Genomic DNA, 16047 nt, shown 5'->3' on the forward strand with positions numbered 1-16047 from the left:
AATGTCTCCACCTTCGCAGGGTTGTTTCGCGCACAGATTGCGGATCGGTTGACAGCCCCGGAAAGGAAGACTATCTTTTCCAAAAACCGGAACTCTTTTCCGATTTATGCACCCACCGCGCGACCTGTCAATTGCGGTTTGCTGATAAAGTGGTACGCAACAAAATGACCGAAGGGCTTTGGTGCCTAAACGACCGGTGAGCAGATTGAGCAACAACGTTCGAACCAATAAGATTGAGCGAGAAGAGCTACTGGACCAGGACGACGCCTCCGGCAACGCATCGGGACCGCTCGAGCGTTACATGTCTCTTTTAGAGTTAGTGGCGGCCTTTCCAGACGAACTTTCCTCCACCGAAATCGCTAACGCGCTTCAATTGCCGAAATCGACGGTGCATCGATTGCTGCGCGTACTAGCGCGCTCCGGTCTTGTGGAGGGAGGCGACAGAGGACGTCATATAATTTTGGGCACGCGTCTCACGCGCCTTCTTCACGCCTCTCGAACGACCGATTGGATTGAAGCAGCAGCGCTGCCCCACTTGTCACAGGCTGCAGCAAATTATGGCGAGGCGTGCTATTTCCTGTCGTGCTTGTCCGGCCACCGCGTCTTTGTCGTTGCGTCAGCCTACGGGGACCCTAAGTGGCGAAGCTACGTCGAAGTTGGTCAGGAAATCCCACAACATGTGGGAGCATCAGCCAAGATGATTCTAGCCCACCAGAACGAGGATATCGTGCGAAAAGCCCTGGCGGGACCGTTGAAAGCCTTCACATCCGAGACCTGCACGGACCCTAAGCTCGTACAAAAGGAAATTCGCGACGCCAGGAAATTCGGCTACGCCACCTGCATAAACGGCATCAACGATGGAATGTCGGCTCTCGCAGTACCTATTTTACTTCGCGATGCGGGGGTAATTTACTCGGTGGCGGTAACAGGACCGATCACTAAAAAAATTGCGCAAGAACTGCCGCACTTGTTGTCCCAGTTGCAGCAGCTAGCTGGCGTTTTGGCAACAATCCTCTCACTCCGCGATAAGAAGTAAAGTTTGTTTCCGACGGGCCTCTGCACACGACTACGGAGACGGCGCGCTCCCCTTGCTCCTTTCTGCATTGGCAGCCGGCCTCCATCATCAACCACGAATGCAAATTTTTTTACGCGACGGTCGCGGCATCCGCACCTAAGTAGGCCTCGCGGACCCGAGGATCATTTGCAATCTCCTCCGACGCGCCCTCAATAGTCAGCCGCCCGAGTTCGATCACATATGCCCTACGTGCGACGGAGAGGGCGAGCACGGTATTTTGCTCGACCAGCAGTACAGTTACACCCTTCAGATTGATCTCGCGTATTTTCTCATAAAGCTCTTCCGCTATCCTCGGGGCGAGCCCGAGCGAAGGCTCATCGAGCAATAGCAAGCGCGGCCTGGACATAAGAGCCCGACCAATAGCAAGCATCTGCTGTTCGCCACCAGAAAGGGACCATGCGTGTTGCTTGGCGCGTTCGCGGAGCCGCGGAAACAGCTGCATCACAGAATCGAGATCGCCCTCGATACTCTCGCCCCGCCGCCTCCAAGCGTTGGTAGCAACAATGAGATTTTCGAGCACGGTAAGCCCTGGGAAGACACGGCGTCCTTCAGGCACGTGGGCAAGACCCATCCTGACCCGACGCTCCGGGCTGATGTTGCCAAGCTTCACCCCATCGAACGTAAACTCGCCGCTACGTGGACGAACAAGGCCGGAAAGAGTTCTTAAGAGAGTGGTTTTCCCCGCACCGTTTGAGCCCAACAATGCGACAATCTCGCCACGTTCGATTTTCATATTGATGCCTTTAAGTGCAGCTACCGCACCGTAAAAGACCTCCAAATTCTCACACGCCAGCATGGCGATAACCCCCACCGAGATAAGCCTCGAGCACGGCTGGATTTCGCTGGATCTCCGACGGCTTTCCCTCAGCGATCTTTCGACCAAAATTGAGAACTACGATATGGTCTGCGAGACGCATGATGAGGCCCATGTGATGCTCGATCACGACAATTGTAATCCCTTCTGATCGAAGCGCTGCGAGCAGCACGATCAGATCCTCAACTTCGCCGGAATTGAGCCCGGCCGCCGGTTCGTCCAATAGAAGAAGCTTCGGCCTCGGCATCAATGCACGCGCCAGTTCTACATACCTTCGCTGACCGTAGGGGAGCGACCCGACCGCGACTTCTGCAACCCCTGCCAATCCAAGGCGATTCAATAACTTCATCCCGCGCTCGCGCAGCTCCGCTTCATCTTTGCGAAATTTAGGCGTACTGAGCAAAGTCGATAAAACCGACGCCTCGGTTACTGTACTTCCACCGATCATCACGTTCTCGATCACAGATAACCTGGAGAAGAGACGACCGTTTTGGAACGTACGCCCGATCCCTCTTGCGACAACACGGTATGCTGGCCAGCCAGCCAGGTCACTTCCTTGGTGTAGGATCTTTCCCTTTGAGGGCTTGAGCAATCCAGTCAAGACATTGAGCATAGTGCTCTTGCCGGCGCCGTTTGGGCCGATCAGAGCAAATATCTTGCCTTCCTCAACATCGAAGGCAATGTCGCTTAGTGCTTGAACGCCGCCAAAATTCTTAGAGAGTTCTTTAACTTCAAGTAGCGCGCTCATGCTGCAGTCTCCGCCGACTTGACCAGTTTCTCTTTCCTGGTCTGCCGTGGACTCAACAATGGCAGCAAGCTCACTAACCCCCTAGGCATGAACACGAGAACAAGTATTACCGCGACGCCAAAAACACTTAAGTACGCGTCTCCAACCGGCTTCAGCCACTCAGGAAGAAACGTAACAAGCACAGCGCCCAAGATAGCTCCAAAGATGGCGCCTTCACCGCCTATAATCAGCATTGAAAGGTAGAAAATTGAATGAACGTGATCGAAATCGCCGGGCGAAATGAATTTGCTGTGGTGGGCAAACAATACACCAGCAGCAGCCGCATAGGCGGCTCCAATGACGAAGGCCATCATCTTTAACCGAAATGCATTAACGCCTGACATTTGGACTGCGATCTCATCATCGCGCAGCGCGATCATTTCTCGGCCAAAGCGCGACATTCTAATCCGGTAGGCCAGCACGGTCAGGACGATTAGTACGACCCACGCGAGGCGGAAGAACAGCACTTCACTGTCTAACTGCAGACCCGCCACATGGTAGGAAGGAATGTGAACGATGCCATTCGTCCCTCCGGTTAGCTCGATCCAGTTTGAGGCCACTACGCCAAAACTGACGTTCAGGCCGAGCGTCGCAAGAGCCAGATAATGACCGCTCAGCCGGAGTGTCGGTATGCCCAGCAACAGTGCGATCAAAGCCGCCCCGAGGACGGCGACGCCGGAGGCAAGCCATGGGTCAAACCCGAGGACGGTCGTCAACAATGCAGTACCGTAAGCACCGAAGCCAACGAAAGCGGCTTGAGCGAGCGTGATCAAACCAGCCCAGCCAAAAGCGAAGTTAAGACCCAGCACTACGATCGAGGCGATGATCGACTGGTTCAACAGTCTGACCGAATACTCCGACACTAGGAAATGTAGCCCAAGGAGTACGACTAGAAAACCGATGGTTACGAGCTGTTCGCGCTTAAGGGAAGTCATGCGGTCATCCACGATCCGCTACGCGTTCGCCAAAGATGCCCTGCGGCCTCATAAGGAGAAACAGCAACATCAACAGAAACGAGAAGCCATCCTTGTAGGTTGACGAAATGAATGATGCCCCCAGTATCTCTGTTAGCCCGACGAACAATCCACCTAATATCGCTCCTGGAATGCTGCCGAATCCTCCGATGATCGTCGCCGCGAACGCTTTGAGAGCGAGCTGCCCCCCTACGTTTACGTCTGCAAACCAGACAGGACCCAACAGAAGGCCCGCGACTCCCGCGAGAAGGGCCGCGAGCACCCACGAAAATGCTAAGACCCGGTCGACCGCGATGCCCATCAACCTCGCAGTCTCGACATCCTGCGCCGTAGCACGCATCGAACTGCCGAGTACTGAGCGGTAAAGAAGGAAGTAGAGGCCAATGACGAGCACCGCTGTCACGCACAGGATGGCTATCTGATGAACTGGCACAATGCTACCGGCAATCGTGACGAGCTGCCCAGAAAAAGGAGATGGCAGCCTGAACGGAAGATTTCCCCAAATGAGTGCGGCAGTGTTCTGGATCACGATGCCAGCTGCCACGGTGCCGATAATAACCGTAACTGTAGGCCGTCGCTGCAAGGGAAGAAAAACGAGCGCGTAGAAGAGAAGCCCGAAGATTGCCATGCCGAACAACGTCGCAACATAGCTAACCGATAGCGGCAACTCTGCCTGCACAATCGCAGATACAGCGAGGAATGTGCCTATCATGACAAATTCTCCGGCTGCAAAGTTTACCACTCCCGTGGCAGTGTAAACGATGACAAAGCCCAAAGCGATCAGTGCGTAGATACTGCCCAAAGCTAACCCATTTAAAACGAGTTGCAGAAGTGGTCCCATTTTTTGATGCTCAGTCCCTGCGGCAAATTATTGCGAGATCACGGCAACGAAGGTGTAATTTCTTTGACCAACTCGATCTGCTTTGAACTGGGCTTCATCTTAACGACTGCTACCGAGTGCACACCATCCCTAGCGGAATCAAACGAATATACATGGGCTAATCCTTTGTAGCCCTGCAATCCCGCAATATAGTCTCGCAACTTGGATGGATCTGCTCCAACTTTAGAAATACCATCCGAAGCGATCATGGCAGCATCGTAATAGGCCGCCGCATACGGGTCGGCGTCTCGCTTGAAGCGAGCCTTGTACTTGTCCATGAACTCCTTCACTGGGCCGCCTGCGGAATCGTCTAGTACACCATCGGTCACACCCCAGACGTTTTGGTAGTCCGATGGCGAAAGGAGGTTGGCTGTCGTTGGCAAGAAGAGGCCCGACGATGCAACGATCGGGATACCGAGTCCCAGTTGCTTGACTTGTTGAACGATTAGCGCCGCATCTACTGCATAGCAGAAAAGCAACAGCGAATCCGCGCCTTTTGCTTTGAGGCTAAGAAGTTGCGCCGACATGTCCTTGTCGTTTCCGCCATATGCTTCTGATCCAACTGGTTCGATGCCCTGTCTCTTAAAGGCCTCGATTGCCAAGCCGGCCGCCCCCTGACCAAAGTCGTTCTGAATAAAGAGCACGCCGGGTTTAGACTTCGAAAGTCCGTCTTTTGCGTACTCAGCCATACCGATAGCTGCGAGTGCGTCTTCAGGTCGGATGCGAAACATCCACTTATTGTTAAGTGCAGATACGGTGCGAGCACCGCCGGCATAAAAAACGGGAATCTCAGCTTTGAGAATCTCGGGTGAAGTCGCCACATTTTGTGTACTGTAGCTGCTGAGAAACATTAGCGACGGTCTATACTCCTGATACAACTTGACGAAAGCATTGATAGCTCCCGTATTGGACGACTGCGTGTCTTCGAAAATGATCTTCGTCTTTCGGCCGCCGATGCCGCCCTTTGCATTGAGGTCATCTTGCGCGACTTGAAGCGCATCATAGTAGATCCGTCCAGAGAGTGAGAATGGCCCGGTCAAAGGGACCGCTGCTCCGAGGATGATATCGTCATCTGCGCGAGCGACGCCGGAAGACCAAGATCCGGAGAAAGCAAATGCGGTGCAGGCGGTTGCAGTCAGAAAGTCGCGTCTATTCATTCCCATCCCCTCTCGCGCGTCGATTTCGCGCTCCAGATTTTTGCGCCAATGCCGAAAAAGTGGACGGCAGCATTTCTGTATGAACCGAGCGAAGTATCACTTTTCGGAACTTTGGCTCGAATTTCGGTAAGCGTAAGAGGCCGTCAAACTTCTGTCAAGCGGCGGGCAGGTCCAAAAATCGAGCAACATCGGCGAATTATCGTGCATGCCGCTGTCGATAATGGGGGGCGCCACAGCGCTCGCGATCGCATATCCGTTGCTGTCGACGACAATGGTAGAAGCCGCGCACTACGTCACCGGCGTGAAGAACGGCAGCGGCGCGCCATCACTCGGTTTGAACACCACCTTAACGCGCTGGCCGATTTTCAGCGCCTTGAAATCGCAGTCGACGAAGTTGGTCAGCAGTGACGGGCCCTCCTTCAGCGTCACATAGCCGATGGCATAAGGACCCGTGGCTGACTTGCGCATGATGCTAAAGGTGTAGATCTCGCCCTCGCCCGAGCTCTCTTCCCACACGGTCTGATCGGAAAAGCAGAACGGGCAGGTCGCCCGTGGAAAATAATGTGGTCGGTTGCACGCGGTGCATCGCTTGATCAAGAACCTGCCTTGCGCAGCCGCATCCCAGAAAGGCTTGGTTTCGGCATTTCCATGTGGGGCCGGATAAGTCTTCCGCTCGCTCATCACACCCGCTCCAGGATTGCCGTCGACGCGCCATGACGGATGCCGAGCATGCCGCCGGTGCCGTGAACCAGCGCCAAATCGCAATTCGGCACCTGCACCTTCGGATGCGCCTCGCCGCGCAACTGGCGCACCGCTTCCAAAATTTTCGTCATGCCGCCGCGATTCACCGGATGGTTGCTGCACAAGCCGCCGCCGTCTGTGTTCCACGGCAGCTTGCCGACGCCGGAAATCAGATTGCCGTCGGCGACGAACTTGCCGCCCTCGCCCTTCTTGCAAAAGCCGAGATCCTCGAGCTGCATCACCACGGTGATGGTGAAGCTGTCGTAGACCGAGGCGTATTTGATATCCTTCGCCGTCACGCCGGCTTCGGCGAAGGCCGCCGGCGCCGACCACACCGCCGCCGAATAGGTCAAATCGAGCCGGCGCCCGCCGCGCGGCCCTTTCAACGCATCGCCGGCGCCGATCAACCGCACCCGCGGCCGCTTCAGGCTTTTGGCGATCTCCGGCGTGGTCACAATGAAGGCGCCACCGCCGTCGGTAACCACGCAACAATCCAGCCGGTGCAGCGGATCAGCGATCATTGGCGAATTGATGACGTCCTCGACCGTGACGATGTCGCGCAACATGGCATGCGGATTGTATTGCGCATGGTGCGAGGCAGCGACCTTCACCCAAGCGAGTTGCTCGCCGGTTGTGCCGAACTCATGCATGTGGCGCAGCGCGCACATAGCGTAGACGTTGTGGGTGGTGGCGCCATAAGCCGCTTCGAAATCCAGTTCCGGCCCGACGGCGCGCGCCGGTGCACTGCCGGTGCGTGGCTTGCCGGCCAGCGTCACCAGCGCGACCGAGCAGCGTCCCGCAGCGATTGCTTCCGCCGCATGGCCGAGATGAATGATGTAGGAGCAGCCGCCGCTTTCGGTGCCGTCAAAATGACGCAGCTTGAGCCCCATGTAATCGGCCATCGCCATCGGCCCGCCGGGCGCATCGCCGGCACAGAAATAGCCGTCGACATCGTCCTTGCTGAGCCCCGCATCCGCTAGCGCGCCGCGCGCACATTCGGCATGCAGCTGCGCGATCGACTTGTCCGGTGCATGCCGGGTCGGATGCTCGTAAATTCCGGCGATGTACGCCTTACCCCCGATGCTCAAGAATTTCTCCGCTTTCACAAATAGTAAACTTGACCTCTGGATTAATCGTAGCGCGCCGTTTCGAGAACATTTGCCCGAGAGGTCACTGATCTCGACGGCCTTTTTTTCGCTCATGGAGCGTCACCAGCCGCTCGAACTCAGTTAGTGCAACAGACGTGGTCTCAAATGGACCAACATCATTTTTGCGGGATCTTCGATGATTGGGCGCCTCCCGGACTCGATCTTGGATGCCATTGTTTAATGCGGCGAATGCGCTCTTTCGAGCGGCCGATTTGGGCAATGATTTTTGCGTAGTCCCAGCACTTGTTCTCCTCGCCGATCAAGTTTTCGATGGGCACTTCGACGTCATCCAGGAGGGCCTCGTCGACCTCATGGCCGCCGTCGATGGTTTGGACCGGTCGCATCGTGGTGCTCTTACTCTTCGATCCCTACGCGGTCCGCAAACGCCACTGAAGAAAACATATGCGTTGCGTTGGCGCGCTGGCGGAAACTCCCGTTGCGTGAATGACAATCGATTTAGATCATCAGCAACCGGGCTAATTGTTAAATACCGATTTTGACTTCGATCGATACGACATATGTATTGGTCGGTCCCCGAACAGCCACGTTAAAGCAGGTAAACAACAGTCTCGAGGACGTGCCTCGTGCCGTTCGGCAACATCCAGTATTCCGACGGAACCGCCTACACATCATTCACCCGAAGAGCTGAACTGATGGAGAGGAGACAACTACGCTGGAAGCTAAACGCAGCCGCCGTGCCGTCTCGCGTACCACGAAAGTATTTGAGACAAGCTGACCTAGTGGCAGGGCAGTGCGAGGCGCAGGCGATGGGTGCCTCTAGATGTGGGCTGTCCCCTGTCGCTGTAACTCGCCGTGAAGTTTCAATCGTGCCTATGGAATTTCGCGGTCTACGCTGGGCGATCGCCGCGTCTCAGCACCGAAGCCTCCGCCAAGCGGCAGAGACACTGCGGGTCAAGCAGTCGACGCGGAGTCGCTGCCTGCGCAATCTCGAACACAAGATCGGCAGCACGCTGTTCGAATGCACCAACGGAGGCACGCGACCAACTCTCCAAGGTCTGGAATTCCTCGATGCCGCCCGGCGCATCGTGGGTGAGACGGAAGCCATAACCGCGCGCCTCAAGACCCACTCGCGTGGTGAGAGCGGCCGATTGATCATCGGCATCCACGCCTCTCTCTCGGCCGGCAATCTCCGAGCCACCCTTCTGGAGCACCGGCATCGTTTCCCCGATGTCGATCCACATCTGGTCGATGGCACGAGAGACCAACTGATCTCCGATCTCGTCAATTCCGCCATTGATATCGCATTCGTGGCCGAGCCCAATCCAAGGTGGACCGAGAAGACATTGTTGGTCTGGAGCGAGCGTGTCGTCGTCGCTCTTCCCGAACACCATTCGCTGACAGCCCGCAATATGGTTCATTGAGGCGAACTGCGGCACGAAACCCTACTGTTGTCACAGCACGGCCCGGGCCCAGAATTCCACAAACTGCTCATCAGCAAGTTGGGAGCTTCCGATCCCTGCCCGGTGCTTCGTGATGATGTGTCGCTCGATCGGCTACTCACCCTGGTCGGCGCAGGCTGGGGGATGCTGCTGGCCTTGGAAGGTGCGCACCGGCGCGACCTATCCGGGTGTCACCTTCCGCGAGGTGCATGATGCAGAGGGCCCAACCCGCCTGAGCTTTCGCGCTTATTGGCGGCAGGCGAACAGCAATCCATCGCTGCGTCCGTTTCTCGACCTCCTTCGCGAGCGCTATCCGGATCTCTCAGCTGAGCCAGGTACAGACTGACCACCGTTTCGCCGGGCCTTCGCAAAGGCTCGGTCAGTCGCCATGAAGCGCTCGATCATCGGGGCAATCAGTTTGCCGGGCTCGGTCGGCGTGGCCGCGCTTCCGCTACGCGACAAGATCTCGGCGTAGCTTTTGAGATCCCTGAAGACTGCCGCCGGCAGCTCAACAGTGAGCTTGACCGGCTTGTCGTCTTCGAGCGGCCCAAGCTTGAGTTTTGTCACGGTATTCCTCCCTTGCGGTAAGGCGTCAGCACTAGGTCGCGGGTCACAATCACACGGACCGGGAAACCTGGCCGGATGGTGAGCGTCGGCTGGATGTTGAGCTGGCGCTGCACGATCTGCTGGCCGGTCTGGCTGATGCTGTTGGACGCGCCGCTGCGGATCGCTTGAACAAGATTGTTCTCGTTCTGACTCGTGCCCGCCCCGGCGCCGACACTGAGCAGAGTCGATAGAACGGCGGCCTTGAACAGCATGCCCCAATGGTTGTCGACTTCGTCCTCAAGGCCTGCATAACCGCCGGTGTCGGCACCGGGCTGGCGCTCCAGCACGATCGAGTTGCCGTCCGGCATGATGATGCGGGTCCAGACGGATGCGGCTCTGGCCGAACGCGACGGAGCTATCGTACTGACCGATCAGTTTTGCGCCCTGGGGAACCAAGAGATATTTGCCGGATGGGCTGTCATACACCGCCTCGGTGACCTGAGCGGTGATCTGGCCGGCCAGATCGGACCTGATGCCCGTGATGAGCGCAGCCGGGATCACGGTACCTGCCTGCACGACATAGGGAGAGACCTTAGCTTCGAGCCGGTCGGGACTGACCGTGCGCTTGTCCGTCGACGCGTTGAGGAAGGCCGTCTTGCGATCCTGCATATTCTGAGCAGACCCGGCGTCGACGGGAGGTGTTGCAGCCGGCGTCGTCGCGGTTGCGGTCGAGGTATTCGGGATAGGCTGCCCGACGCCCTGCGGTTGCTGAACGGTCTGCGCGAACAGGCGGCTGACTCGGGCTGCCTCGATCTCCTGGGATCTGTGCTGCGCCTCCGGATCGGGCGCCGTTCCCGGGACCACGGTGTTGGGTGCCGCGCCTGCGTTGAGGATCGGCTTGCCGAGATCGCCGGGCAGCGGCGGCCCGAGCGGCGGCGCCTGACGTGGCAAACCCGTGCAGTCCTTCAAGGCGGCAAAGCCTTCTGGTGAAGGGAGGTTCTGTGTGCTGAGCAACTCCTGGCCGGCTTGCTGCTTGTTGCGGGTCTGCAACGCGTAGCCAAGCGCGCCTGCGACCGCGACGGCAGACACCGCACCGAGGCCGATCAGCATTTTGCGCGAGAGGCGTGTGACAGGAGGCCGCTCGCCTCGGAGCCGAAGATCCGGCGGCGCGACGTGCGGGATCTCGCTCTGACGTTCGTCTTCGCTGCCTATCGCCATGCGCGCGGCCTTCCGTCGGTACGGACGATGCTCACGCGCCGCTCGCTGTCCTTGTCGCCAAGCCGCAATTCGGCGGCGGCGAAGAGACGATCGACGATGTAGTAATTGCGGTTCGCCCGGTAATTGACGAGCTCGGAGCCGCCGGCCGGACCGATGACGAACAGCGGCGGCATCTCACCCTGGACGATCCCGCTGGGGAATTCGATGTAGACCTTGTTGCCGTCGTCGAAAGCGCGCAGCGGACGCCAGGCCGGATCATCGCCCTCGATCGCGTAGCGGAAGTTGATCGAGCCAAGATCGACGCCGGCCGCAATCGGCGCGGCTGCTTCAGCCGTCGCGTTCTGCTGCCTCAATGCAATGAGCTGGTCCTCGGGATACTGCCAGGAGACCGAGGCCATATAGGTCTTCTCCGTCGAGCGCAGCTCGAGGAGATAGGTCCGCCGGTCGGTGTTGATGACGGGGTTGGTGATCAACTCCGGCCGCGTCGGCTTGACCAAAATGTGGATCTTCTTGCTCGCACCGGCGCCACTCTCGGTATCGCCGATGATCCAGCGCACGCTGTCGCCGGCAGCGACCGGACCGGAGCCGACAAGTTGCTCGCCCTCCTGGAGGGCGACATCGGTGATCTGGCCGGGCGCCGTATAGACCTGGTAGAGGGCTCCGCCCGAGAAGGGATAGACCTGGACCGCGTTGATGAAACCGTCGCGGACCGGCTGCACGCGCGCCGCGGCGTTGGCCTGTTTGACGCGAACTTTTGGGTCGGCGGCTTCCGGAACGCGTTTGCTGGCGGCGAGTGGTTTCAACTGGCCGGGAAGCGGCAAGGGCTTGGGCAGTTCGACGATCTTGACGGGCGACGGCGGATCCGCAGTGAGCGTTGCCGGCTCTGCGTTATAGTAGACCACGTTCTGCGTGTATCTGACCCGCTCGGCGCCTACGTTCGTAAGTTCGCGCCCAAAAAGCGGCGCCTCATGCTGGCGAAATCGATCTGCGCAAAATTTAATCCAAAGATTTTGGCGATGCAGCTATCCGCCGTCGGCCGGCGCGATTTTCAGAATGCAACGTTCCTGCTGGCATTCATTCAAAAAGCGAACAGATCAAAGTACGCGGCGACGGTTCGCGCGCTTGACTGGGGTACGATCGAGCGAACAATAGGCGATGACTGGGCAAATCTATCGCACGAATCCGAAATATTTATTGCTGTCAGCTATAATGATAAAGCCGCGCGTGAGCTCATACAGGAAGTTATTTTCCGCAATTTGCCCCGAATTGAAAAGCTTTCGCCCCGTGTCGCTTGCATTGCACCGAAGGCTGCATTTGCACATGTTGAAGCCGGGAAGACAATTCGATTGGCCCAACATGATCATTGCGCTTGGCAATTTGCCGCGGTGATCGTTGCGCAATTTGCGCAAGAACGCCCCGACCTTTTGCTCTTGGTGTCGGACTATCCCGACAAAATTCAAGCTGGTTCAGGGAAGTCAGCCTCTTGTCGAGGTGATGAGCGATGCGGCGCCAGAAACTCTCCAGCGAATTCTTACTGCTGTTGATGTGGCGAAGGGTGAGGCGGGTTGGTCGGATTCCCTTGAAAAGGCTGGCGAGCCACGGCGAGCAGTCGCGCTTCTGATCGAAGCAGCTCTTTCGCGGACGGATGCTGTGGGCGAAATGGCGCGCCAATTGCGGAAGCGCTTTCGACGTCGATGCCGACGATCAACATGCCGCGGCTGGTGCTGCCCGTGCGGATCGATCTGCTAGCCCAAAAATTAGGTTCCCTTCAGAACGCGTTCGCAGTCCTGAGCTCGTTTGGTCAAAGCCGCTGCCAATCGCTCGATAACGGCGTTCTCCAATCCCTCCTTTTGCGCGCGCGCGCGGATGTCGTTAACGAGGTCGGGGATCTGCCCCGCCATGGAGATAAGAGTAGCAGTGACCACATCCGCATCAGCCCGCGTTTCGCGCGAGAACTTCTGCCATTGACGCAAGCCAATTTGGTCGAGCTTGTACTCGCCCCCGACTTTCATGGCGAGCTTAACCTTCCGCGGGTCGACGTGATCGTAAGGAAGAATGCTAGCTATGTCGTAGAGCGGCGCAAGCCGTACGTGCGGGCCGCTAGCCAAAAGCAAGGAATAGTTCTTGGCGTGAGCGTCGGAACCGCCAATGAGCCAGTTGAAGCCCAAAGCGCTGACGAACGTCTCAAGGTCCGCGTCGCGGTCCGTCGAGTATGTCCGTAAGAGCTCGATCCCGTCGGCAGACGTTGGTCCTCCCTCGTTCTGGTATTTCTTGGTCGGCGGGATGCCCATGGCTTGGCAAATATCTTCCTGGTGAACCCGAATGATGTCGTTCCCACTGACTTGCCGGTCGTAGCGTTCAACGACGATTGCGATTTCCTTTTCGAAGCGCATCACCTTGGTTTCAGCGGCCGGCAGCCCGAGTTCTCGCGCGAGCTGCAGGCAGATATGCTCGTTCTCGGCGTGACCATCGAAATGGCCTGGCGGCGGTTTCAAAATGTGGGTGGTCGGTATGCGGCCGGACGGAATGCCCCATTTGCCGTCTTTGAGGACAAGAGCAGTTTTAGGCTGGGCGCCCGCAAGGCTGAATTGACCCATATCGCCGGGCAGACGCCAGGCAGCATGATCCTCGCGTAAGGCTTGAAGCCGGTTTGCTATTTCCGGCTCGTCAAGCCATTCGATCTTGTCATCTCGGCCCGTTTTCAGGGCGTCCAGTCCATCCGGCGTGACAAACTGAACGGCGCCTGCGCAATCCTGACCGACGTTCGGGATGAGAGCAAACACGTTGCGCGTTGATACCTGAAATTTCTTGGCCCAACGCTCGAGCACCTGCTCACTGTCGGGAAGCAGCCCCCACAGGAAGGCCTGAATGGCGACTGGACCATGCTCCTCAGCGGCAAGCGGCATCGAAAGCGAGAGAGGATAGGCTCCCTCAGCGTTGCGCCATGCATTGTCATAGCCAAAGGTCAGCCGGCCGCGTGCATCACTTCGGACGCGACCGACTTCGTTGCCGTCCAAGAGTGCAATGAGCTCGGCCATTAAGGCTTGCCTTTTTTGGCTTTCGCCACGATGGCGTCCAGATCGACGGCGGTTTTCGGGACGCCGCGGCCCGCGGAGGGATTGCTGTCTGCATCGAGCTTAATGCCGAGAGCATCGAGGACGCGGAGGATTAGCCCGAGTTCTGCGCGCGGATGTCCATGCTCGACTTCAATGAGCCATTGGCGACTGACACCAACCTTTTTGGCTAGCGTCGACTGGTCGAGCTTGAGCCGTTTGCGCCGGTCACGGATGACGGCGCCAAGATCGGCTGCGGTACGTGTAAGCATGGGAAATTCGAATGTCAGCGTTCGCTTACATTATCATTTGTCGCCATTCGCTGACAATCAAAAATGTCGCCTTTCGGCGACATCGCCGCATGTCGCCGCATGTCGCCGATCGACGACATCTGACGGCTCAGCTTTCAACATCGCCGCGGTCCGTTCACGGTCATCGGGGTGCTCGGGAAGAGAGGGTATTCTAAGGGATGTCTGCGTGGGCTGGATGAGAACTATCCGCCGCCAAAATGGCTCTAAACGGTCGGCGTTCCGTTTTCAAATCTCACGTACACAGAAAGACGCCCTTGATCAGCGCTTAGTCGCCGCCCTCGCGTCTCGTCCACAGCATGCCATCGCACCACACGTGGTCAACGCGGTTCCACTGGCAGGCAGACGCCGCATTCGGGAAAAAGCCGCGTCCATTGTGATTGGCGCTGGTGTTGCATAGTAGCGGAATGCCTGTGAGGCCTTCGTATTCGACGAGAAGTTCGGCAATCTTGTGCCGAGAGGTCCTGCAAATGGTCTGCAATCGCGCAGATCCGTCCAGATGCACAACAGCGGGGATCTTATCCCGCCATTCTGCTCGTGTTAGGTGCTCGAAAAGCATGTAAGGGTCTGGCGTTCCGGGACTAAAAATATCCGGCGCCCGATCCTCCAGGCATATTGGCGCTACAGGCCGGAAGTGCTCGCGAAGTTTGATGTCGTTGAGACGGTCCTTCATTTGCGGCGATGTCGCCGCGGCCAGTATGCTTCTGCTACCGAGAGCCCGAGGTCCAAGCTCCGCGCGGCCGGCAAGAAAAATCACGGGTTTGTTGCTGGCGAGAATGGTTGCAAGTTCACGCATGCTGCATGGTGAGCCGCCCCATCCGGGCGGCATGTCGCCTCGTTCCACGGCTGGACCACTATAGACGGACCATTCCAATGGTACAAAACCTTGGTCCGCCGCCAATGCGGAGCAAGCAGCACCTATTGCCGAGCCACTGTCATTCGGAAAGGGTGGCACCCAGATAGCATCGAACAAGCCGGCAGCTCGTAGTGCACTATTCCATTTTATGTTGAGACCGCAGCCACCGACTATGCAAAGATTGCGCGCGGTAAACCTCGAATGTCTCTGTATAGCACTCGCCAGTTTGCTAACGAGCAGACGCTCTTGGAAGCAATGAAAGGATGCAAGCACATCTGCGGGTGCTTCGGCCTTTAACCGTAACACGCAGGCATCGAAGAACGCATGGACAGGCTCAAGCGCGGCGTCCTCGCTGCAACGACCGACTGGCTCCGTGAACCTGCTAAAGTGCTTTTCATAGAGCTCCTGAAACACCTCGACGATGCTTTCATCGACCGAACCGAGCGCAATGTAGGCCATCAACTTGCCCGCAACACCGAGGTCCCACTTGATCCGGTTAGCCTGCTTGTATGGTCCGAAGTGATAGCCTGCGGCAGCATAAGCATGCCCGATCAGCGGAAAGAGGCACTCGACGAACCTGGCTGCGTGGCGTTCTACATGGTAGAGCCGTGGAAAGGAGGCGCCGTCCCAAACCAGACAGAACGCGGGTTGCCCGGCCTTGGCGAAAGGACTGGTACAAAAAGCGGAAGCCACATGACCTGTGACATGCGGATAGCTTTTATAAGGGAAGGCGCTTCCCTTGAGCATCAGCCCAGCGCCGTCGTGCGCTATGAGGAGGCCGTCGGCATCGCCCTCAACATACGGCGCCCCTTTAAGGGTAATGGGTGCAGTCCCGCTGAGAACCTGAAATTGTGACTCCCTCTCGCCCCACCATCCATCGATGACGAACCGGTCAACGTCCCGCGGATCCAAACCGTGTTCTGCCAACGCGACAACAACCGCATCGAGATTGTGGAGTTTTTGATATCGCGGATTATTGTCCCGCTTTTCCTGCTCCACACAAAAGACCAGCCTTCCGTCCTCGACAAGGGCGACTGCTCCGTCATGAGTCAGTTTGATACCGCAAATTCGCATACAGTCTCCGAACCTA

The 16047-nt window shown here is 57.6% G+C and carries 15 protein-coding genes and 2 pseudogenes; 3 read left to right on the top strand and 14 right to left on the bottom strand.

Translation table 11 applies throughout. The annotated features are described in order from the left end of the window. Nucleotides 1-205 precede the first annotated feature (205 nt). The gene (locus tag BRAGE_RS53495; RefSeq protein ID WP_084335113.1) at nucleotides 206-1036 is read left to right on the top strand and encodes an IclR family transcriptional regulator; all 831 of its coding nucleotides are present in this window, start codon (nucleotides 206-208) and stop codon (nucleotides 1034-1036) included. Between the two features lie 109 nt (nucleotides 1037-1145). On the opposite strand, the gene BRAGE_RS0130485 is transcribed toward BRAGE_RS53495, so the two are convergent. The 8 genes and pseudogenes from BRAGE_RS0130485 to BRAGE_RS0130520 all read right to left on the bottom strand — a co-directional run. Continuing rightward, nucleotides 1146-1871, bottom strand: a complete 726-nt coding sequence (locus BRAGE_RS0130485) for an ABC transporter ATP-binding protein (RefSeq protein WP_027564970.1) — start codon at nucleotides 1869-1871, stop codon at nucleotides 1146-1148. Then, nucleotides 1858-2637, bottom strand: a complete 780-nt coding sequence (locus BRAGE_RS0130490) for an ABC transporter ATP-binding protein (RefSeq protein WP_027564969.1) — start codon at nucleotides 2635-2637, stop codon at nucleotides 1858-1860. Before BRAGE_RS0130490 ends, BRAGE_RS0130485 begins: the two co-directional genes overlap by 14 nt. Next, complete coding sequence (locus BRAGE_RS0130495) at nucleotides 2634-3611, bottom strand: branched-chain amino acid ABC transporter permease (RefSeq protein WP_028146432.1); 978 nt, start codon at nucleotides 3609-3611, stop codon at nucleotides 2634-2636. Before BRAGE_RS0130495 ends, BRAGE_RS0130490 begins: the two co-directional genes overlap by 4 nt. Before the next feature lie 4 nt (nucleotides 3612-3615). Then, the gene (locus tag BRAGE_RS0130500; protein ID WP_027564968.1) at nucleotides 3616-4491 is read right to left on the bottom strand and encodes a branched-chain amino acid ABC transporter permease; all 876 of its coding nucleotides are present in this window, start codon (nucleotides 4489-4491) and stop codon (nucleotides 3616-3618) included. 38 nt (nucleotides 4492-4529) lie between these two features. Beyond that, a complete protein-coding gene (locus BRAGE_RS0130505; RefSeq protein ID WP_159073989.1) occupies nucleotides 4530-5687 on the bottom strand; it encodes an ABC transporter substrate-binding protein in 1158 nt (385 codons plus the stop codon). Nucleotides 5688-5975: 288 nt separating this feature from the next. Next, nucleotides 5976-6368, bottom strand: coding sequence for a Zn-ribbon domain-containing OB-fold protein (locus BRAGE_RS0130510; protein ID WP_027564966.1), 393 nt, complete (start codon nucleotides 6366-6368; stop codon nucleotides 5976-5978). Then, nucleotides 6368-7516 carry a thiolase domain-containing protein gene (locus BRAGE_RS0130515; protein ID WP_027564965.1) on the bottom strand — a complete coding sequence of 383 codons (1149 nt, stop codon included), beginning with the start codon at nucleotides 7514-7516 and terminating at the stop codon, nucleotides 6368-6370. Before BRAGE_RS0130515 ends, BRAGE_RS0130510 begins: the two co-directional genes overlap by 1 nt. 183 nt (nucleotides 7517-7699) lie before the next feature. Further along, nucleotides 7700-7938: pseudogene (locus BRAGE_RS0130520) on the bottom strand (pimeloyl-CoA dehydrogenase large subunit); the annotation flags it as partial. A gap of 471 nt (nucleotides 7939-8409) precedes the next feature. Here BRAGE_RS0130520 and BRAGE_RS57145 point away from each other — a divergent pair. Continuing rightward, nucleotides 8410-8958, top strand: a complete 549-nt coding sequence (locus BRAGE_RS57145; protein ID WP_159073988.1) for a LysR family transcriptional regulator — start codon at nucleotides 8410-8412, stop codon at nucleotides 8956-8958. Between the two features lie 327 nt (nucleotides 8959-9285). Here BRAGE_RS57145 and BRAGE_RS50170 read toward each other — a convergent pair whose 3' ends face one another. The 3 genes and pseudogenes from BRAGE_RS50170 to trbG all read right to left on the bottom strand — a co-directional run bounded on the left by BRAGE_RS50170 (nucleotide 9286) and on the right by trbG (nucleotide 11642). Then, the gene (locus BRAGE_RS50170) at nucleotides 9286-9543 is read right to left on the bottom strand and encodes a DUF2274 domain-containing protein (protein ID WP_035730239.1); all 258 of its coding nucleotides are present in this window, start codon (nucleotides 9541-9543) and stop codon (nucleotides 9286-9288) included. After that, nucleotides 9540-10740, bottom strand: a pseudogene (locus BRAGE_RS50175) (TrbI/VirB10 family protein). Before BRAGE_RS50175 ends, BRAGE_RS50170 begins: the two are co-directional and overlap by 4 nt. Then, nucleotides 10731-11642 (bottom strand): P-type conjugative transfer protein TrbG, encoded by a 912-nt coding sequence (gene trbG / locus BRAGE_RS50180; RefSeq protein ID WP_051378176.1) that lies wholly within the window; start codon nucleotides 11640-11642, stop codon nucleotides 10731-10733. Before trbG ends, BRAGE_RS50175 begins: the two are co-directional and overlap by 10 nt. 66 nt (nucleotides 11643-11708) lie before the next feature. On the opposite strand from trbG, the gene BRAGE_RS55110 reads away from it, so the two are divergent. Beyond that, on the top strand, nucleotides 11709-12284 hold the full coding sequence (locus BRAGE_RS55110; RefSeq protein ID WP_141263450.1) for a hypothetical protein: 576 nt from the start codon (nucleotides 11709-11711) through the stop codon (nucleotides 12282-12284). Nucleotides 12285-12497: 213 nt separating this feature from the next. On the opposite strand, the gene BRAGE_RS0130550 is transcribed toward BRAGE_RS55110, so the two are convergent. From BRAGE_RS0130550 to nodU, 3 genes are all read right to left on the bottom strand, one after another. Next, nucleotides 12498-13778 carry a type II toxin-antitoxin system HipA family toxin gene (locus tag BRAGE_RS0130550; RefSeq protein ID WP_035730241.1) on the bottom strand — a complete coding sequence of 427 codons (1281 nt, stop codon included), beginning with the start codon at nucleotides 13776-13778 and terminating at the stop codon, nucleotides 12498-12500. Continuing rightward, complete coding sequence (locus tag BRAGE_RS0130555; protein ID WP_027564960.1) at nucleotides 13778-14065, bottom strand: type II toxin-antitoxin system Y4mF family antitoxin; 288 nt, start codon at nucleotides 14063-14065, stop codon at nucleotides 13778-13780. Before BRAGE_RS0130555 ends, BRAGE_RS0130550 begins: the two co-directional genes overlap by 1 nt. Before the next feature lie 304 nt (nucleotides 14066-14369). Next, nucleotides 14370-16031: a nodulation protein NodU gene (gene nodU / locus BRAGE_RS0130560; protein WP_027564959.1), complete on the bottom strand. Its 1662-nt coding sequence runs from the start codon at nucleotides 16029-16031 to the stop codon at nucleotides 14370-14372. Between the last annotated feature and the right edge of the window lie 16 nt (nucleotides 16032-16047).

It is taken from the genome of Bradyrhizobium genosp. SA-4 str. CB756, assembly GCF_000473125.1.
Lineage (GTDB): Bacteria > Pseudomonadota > Alphaproteobacteria > Rhizobiales > Xanthobacteraceae > Bradyrhizobium > Bradyrhizobium arachidis.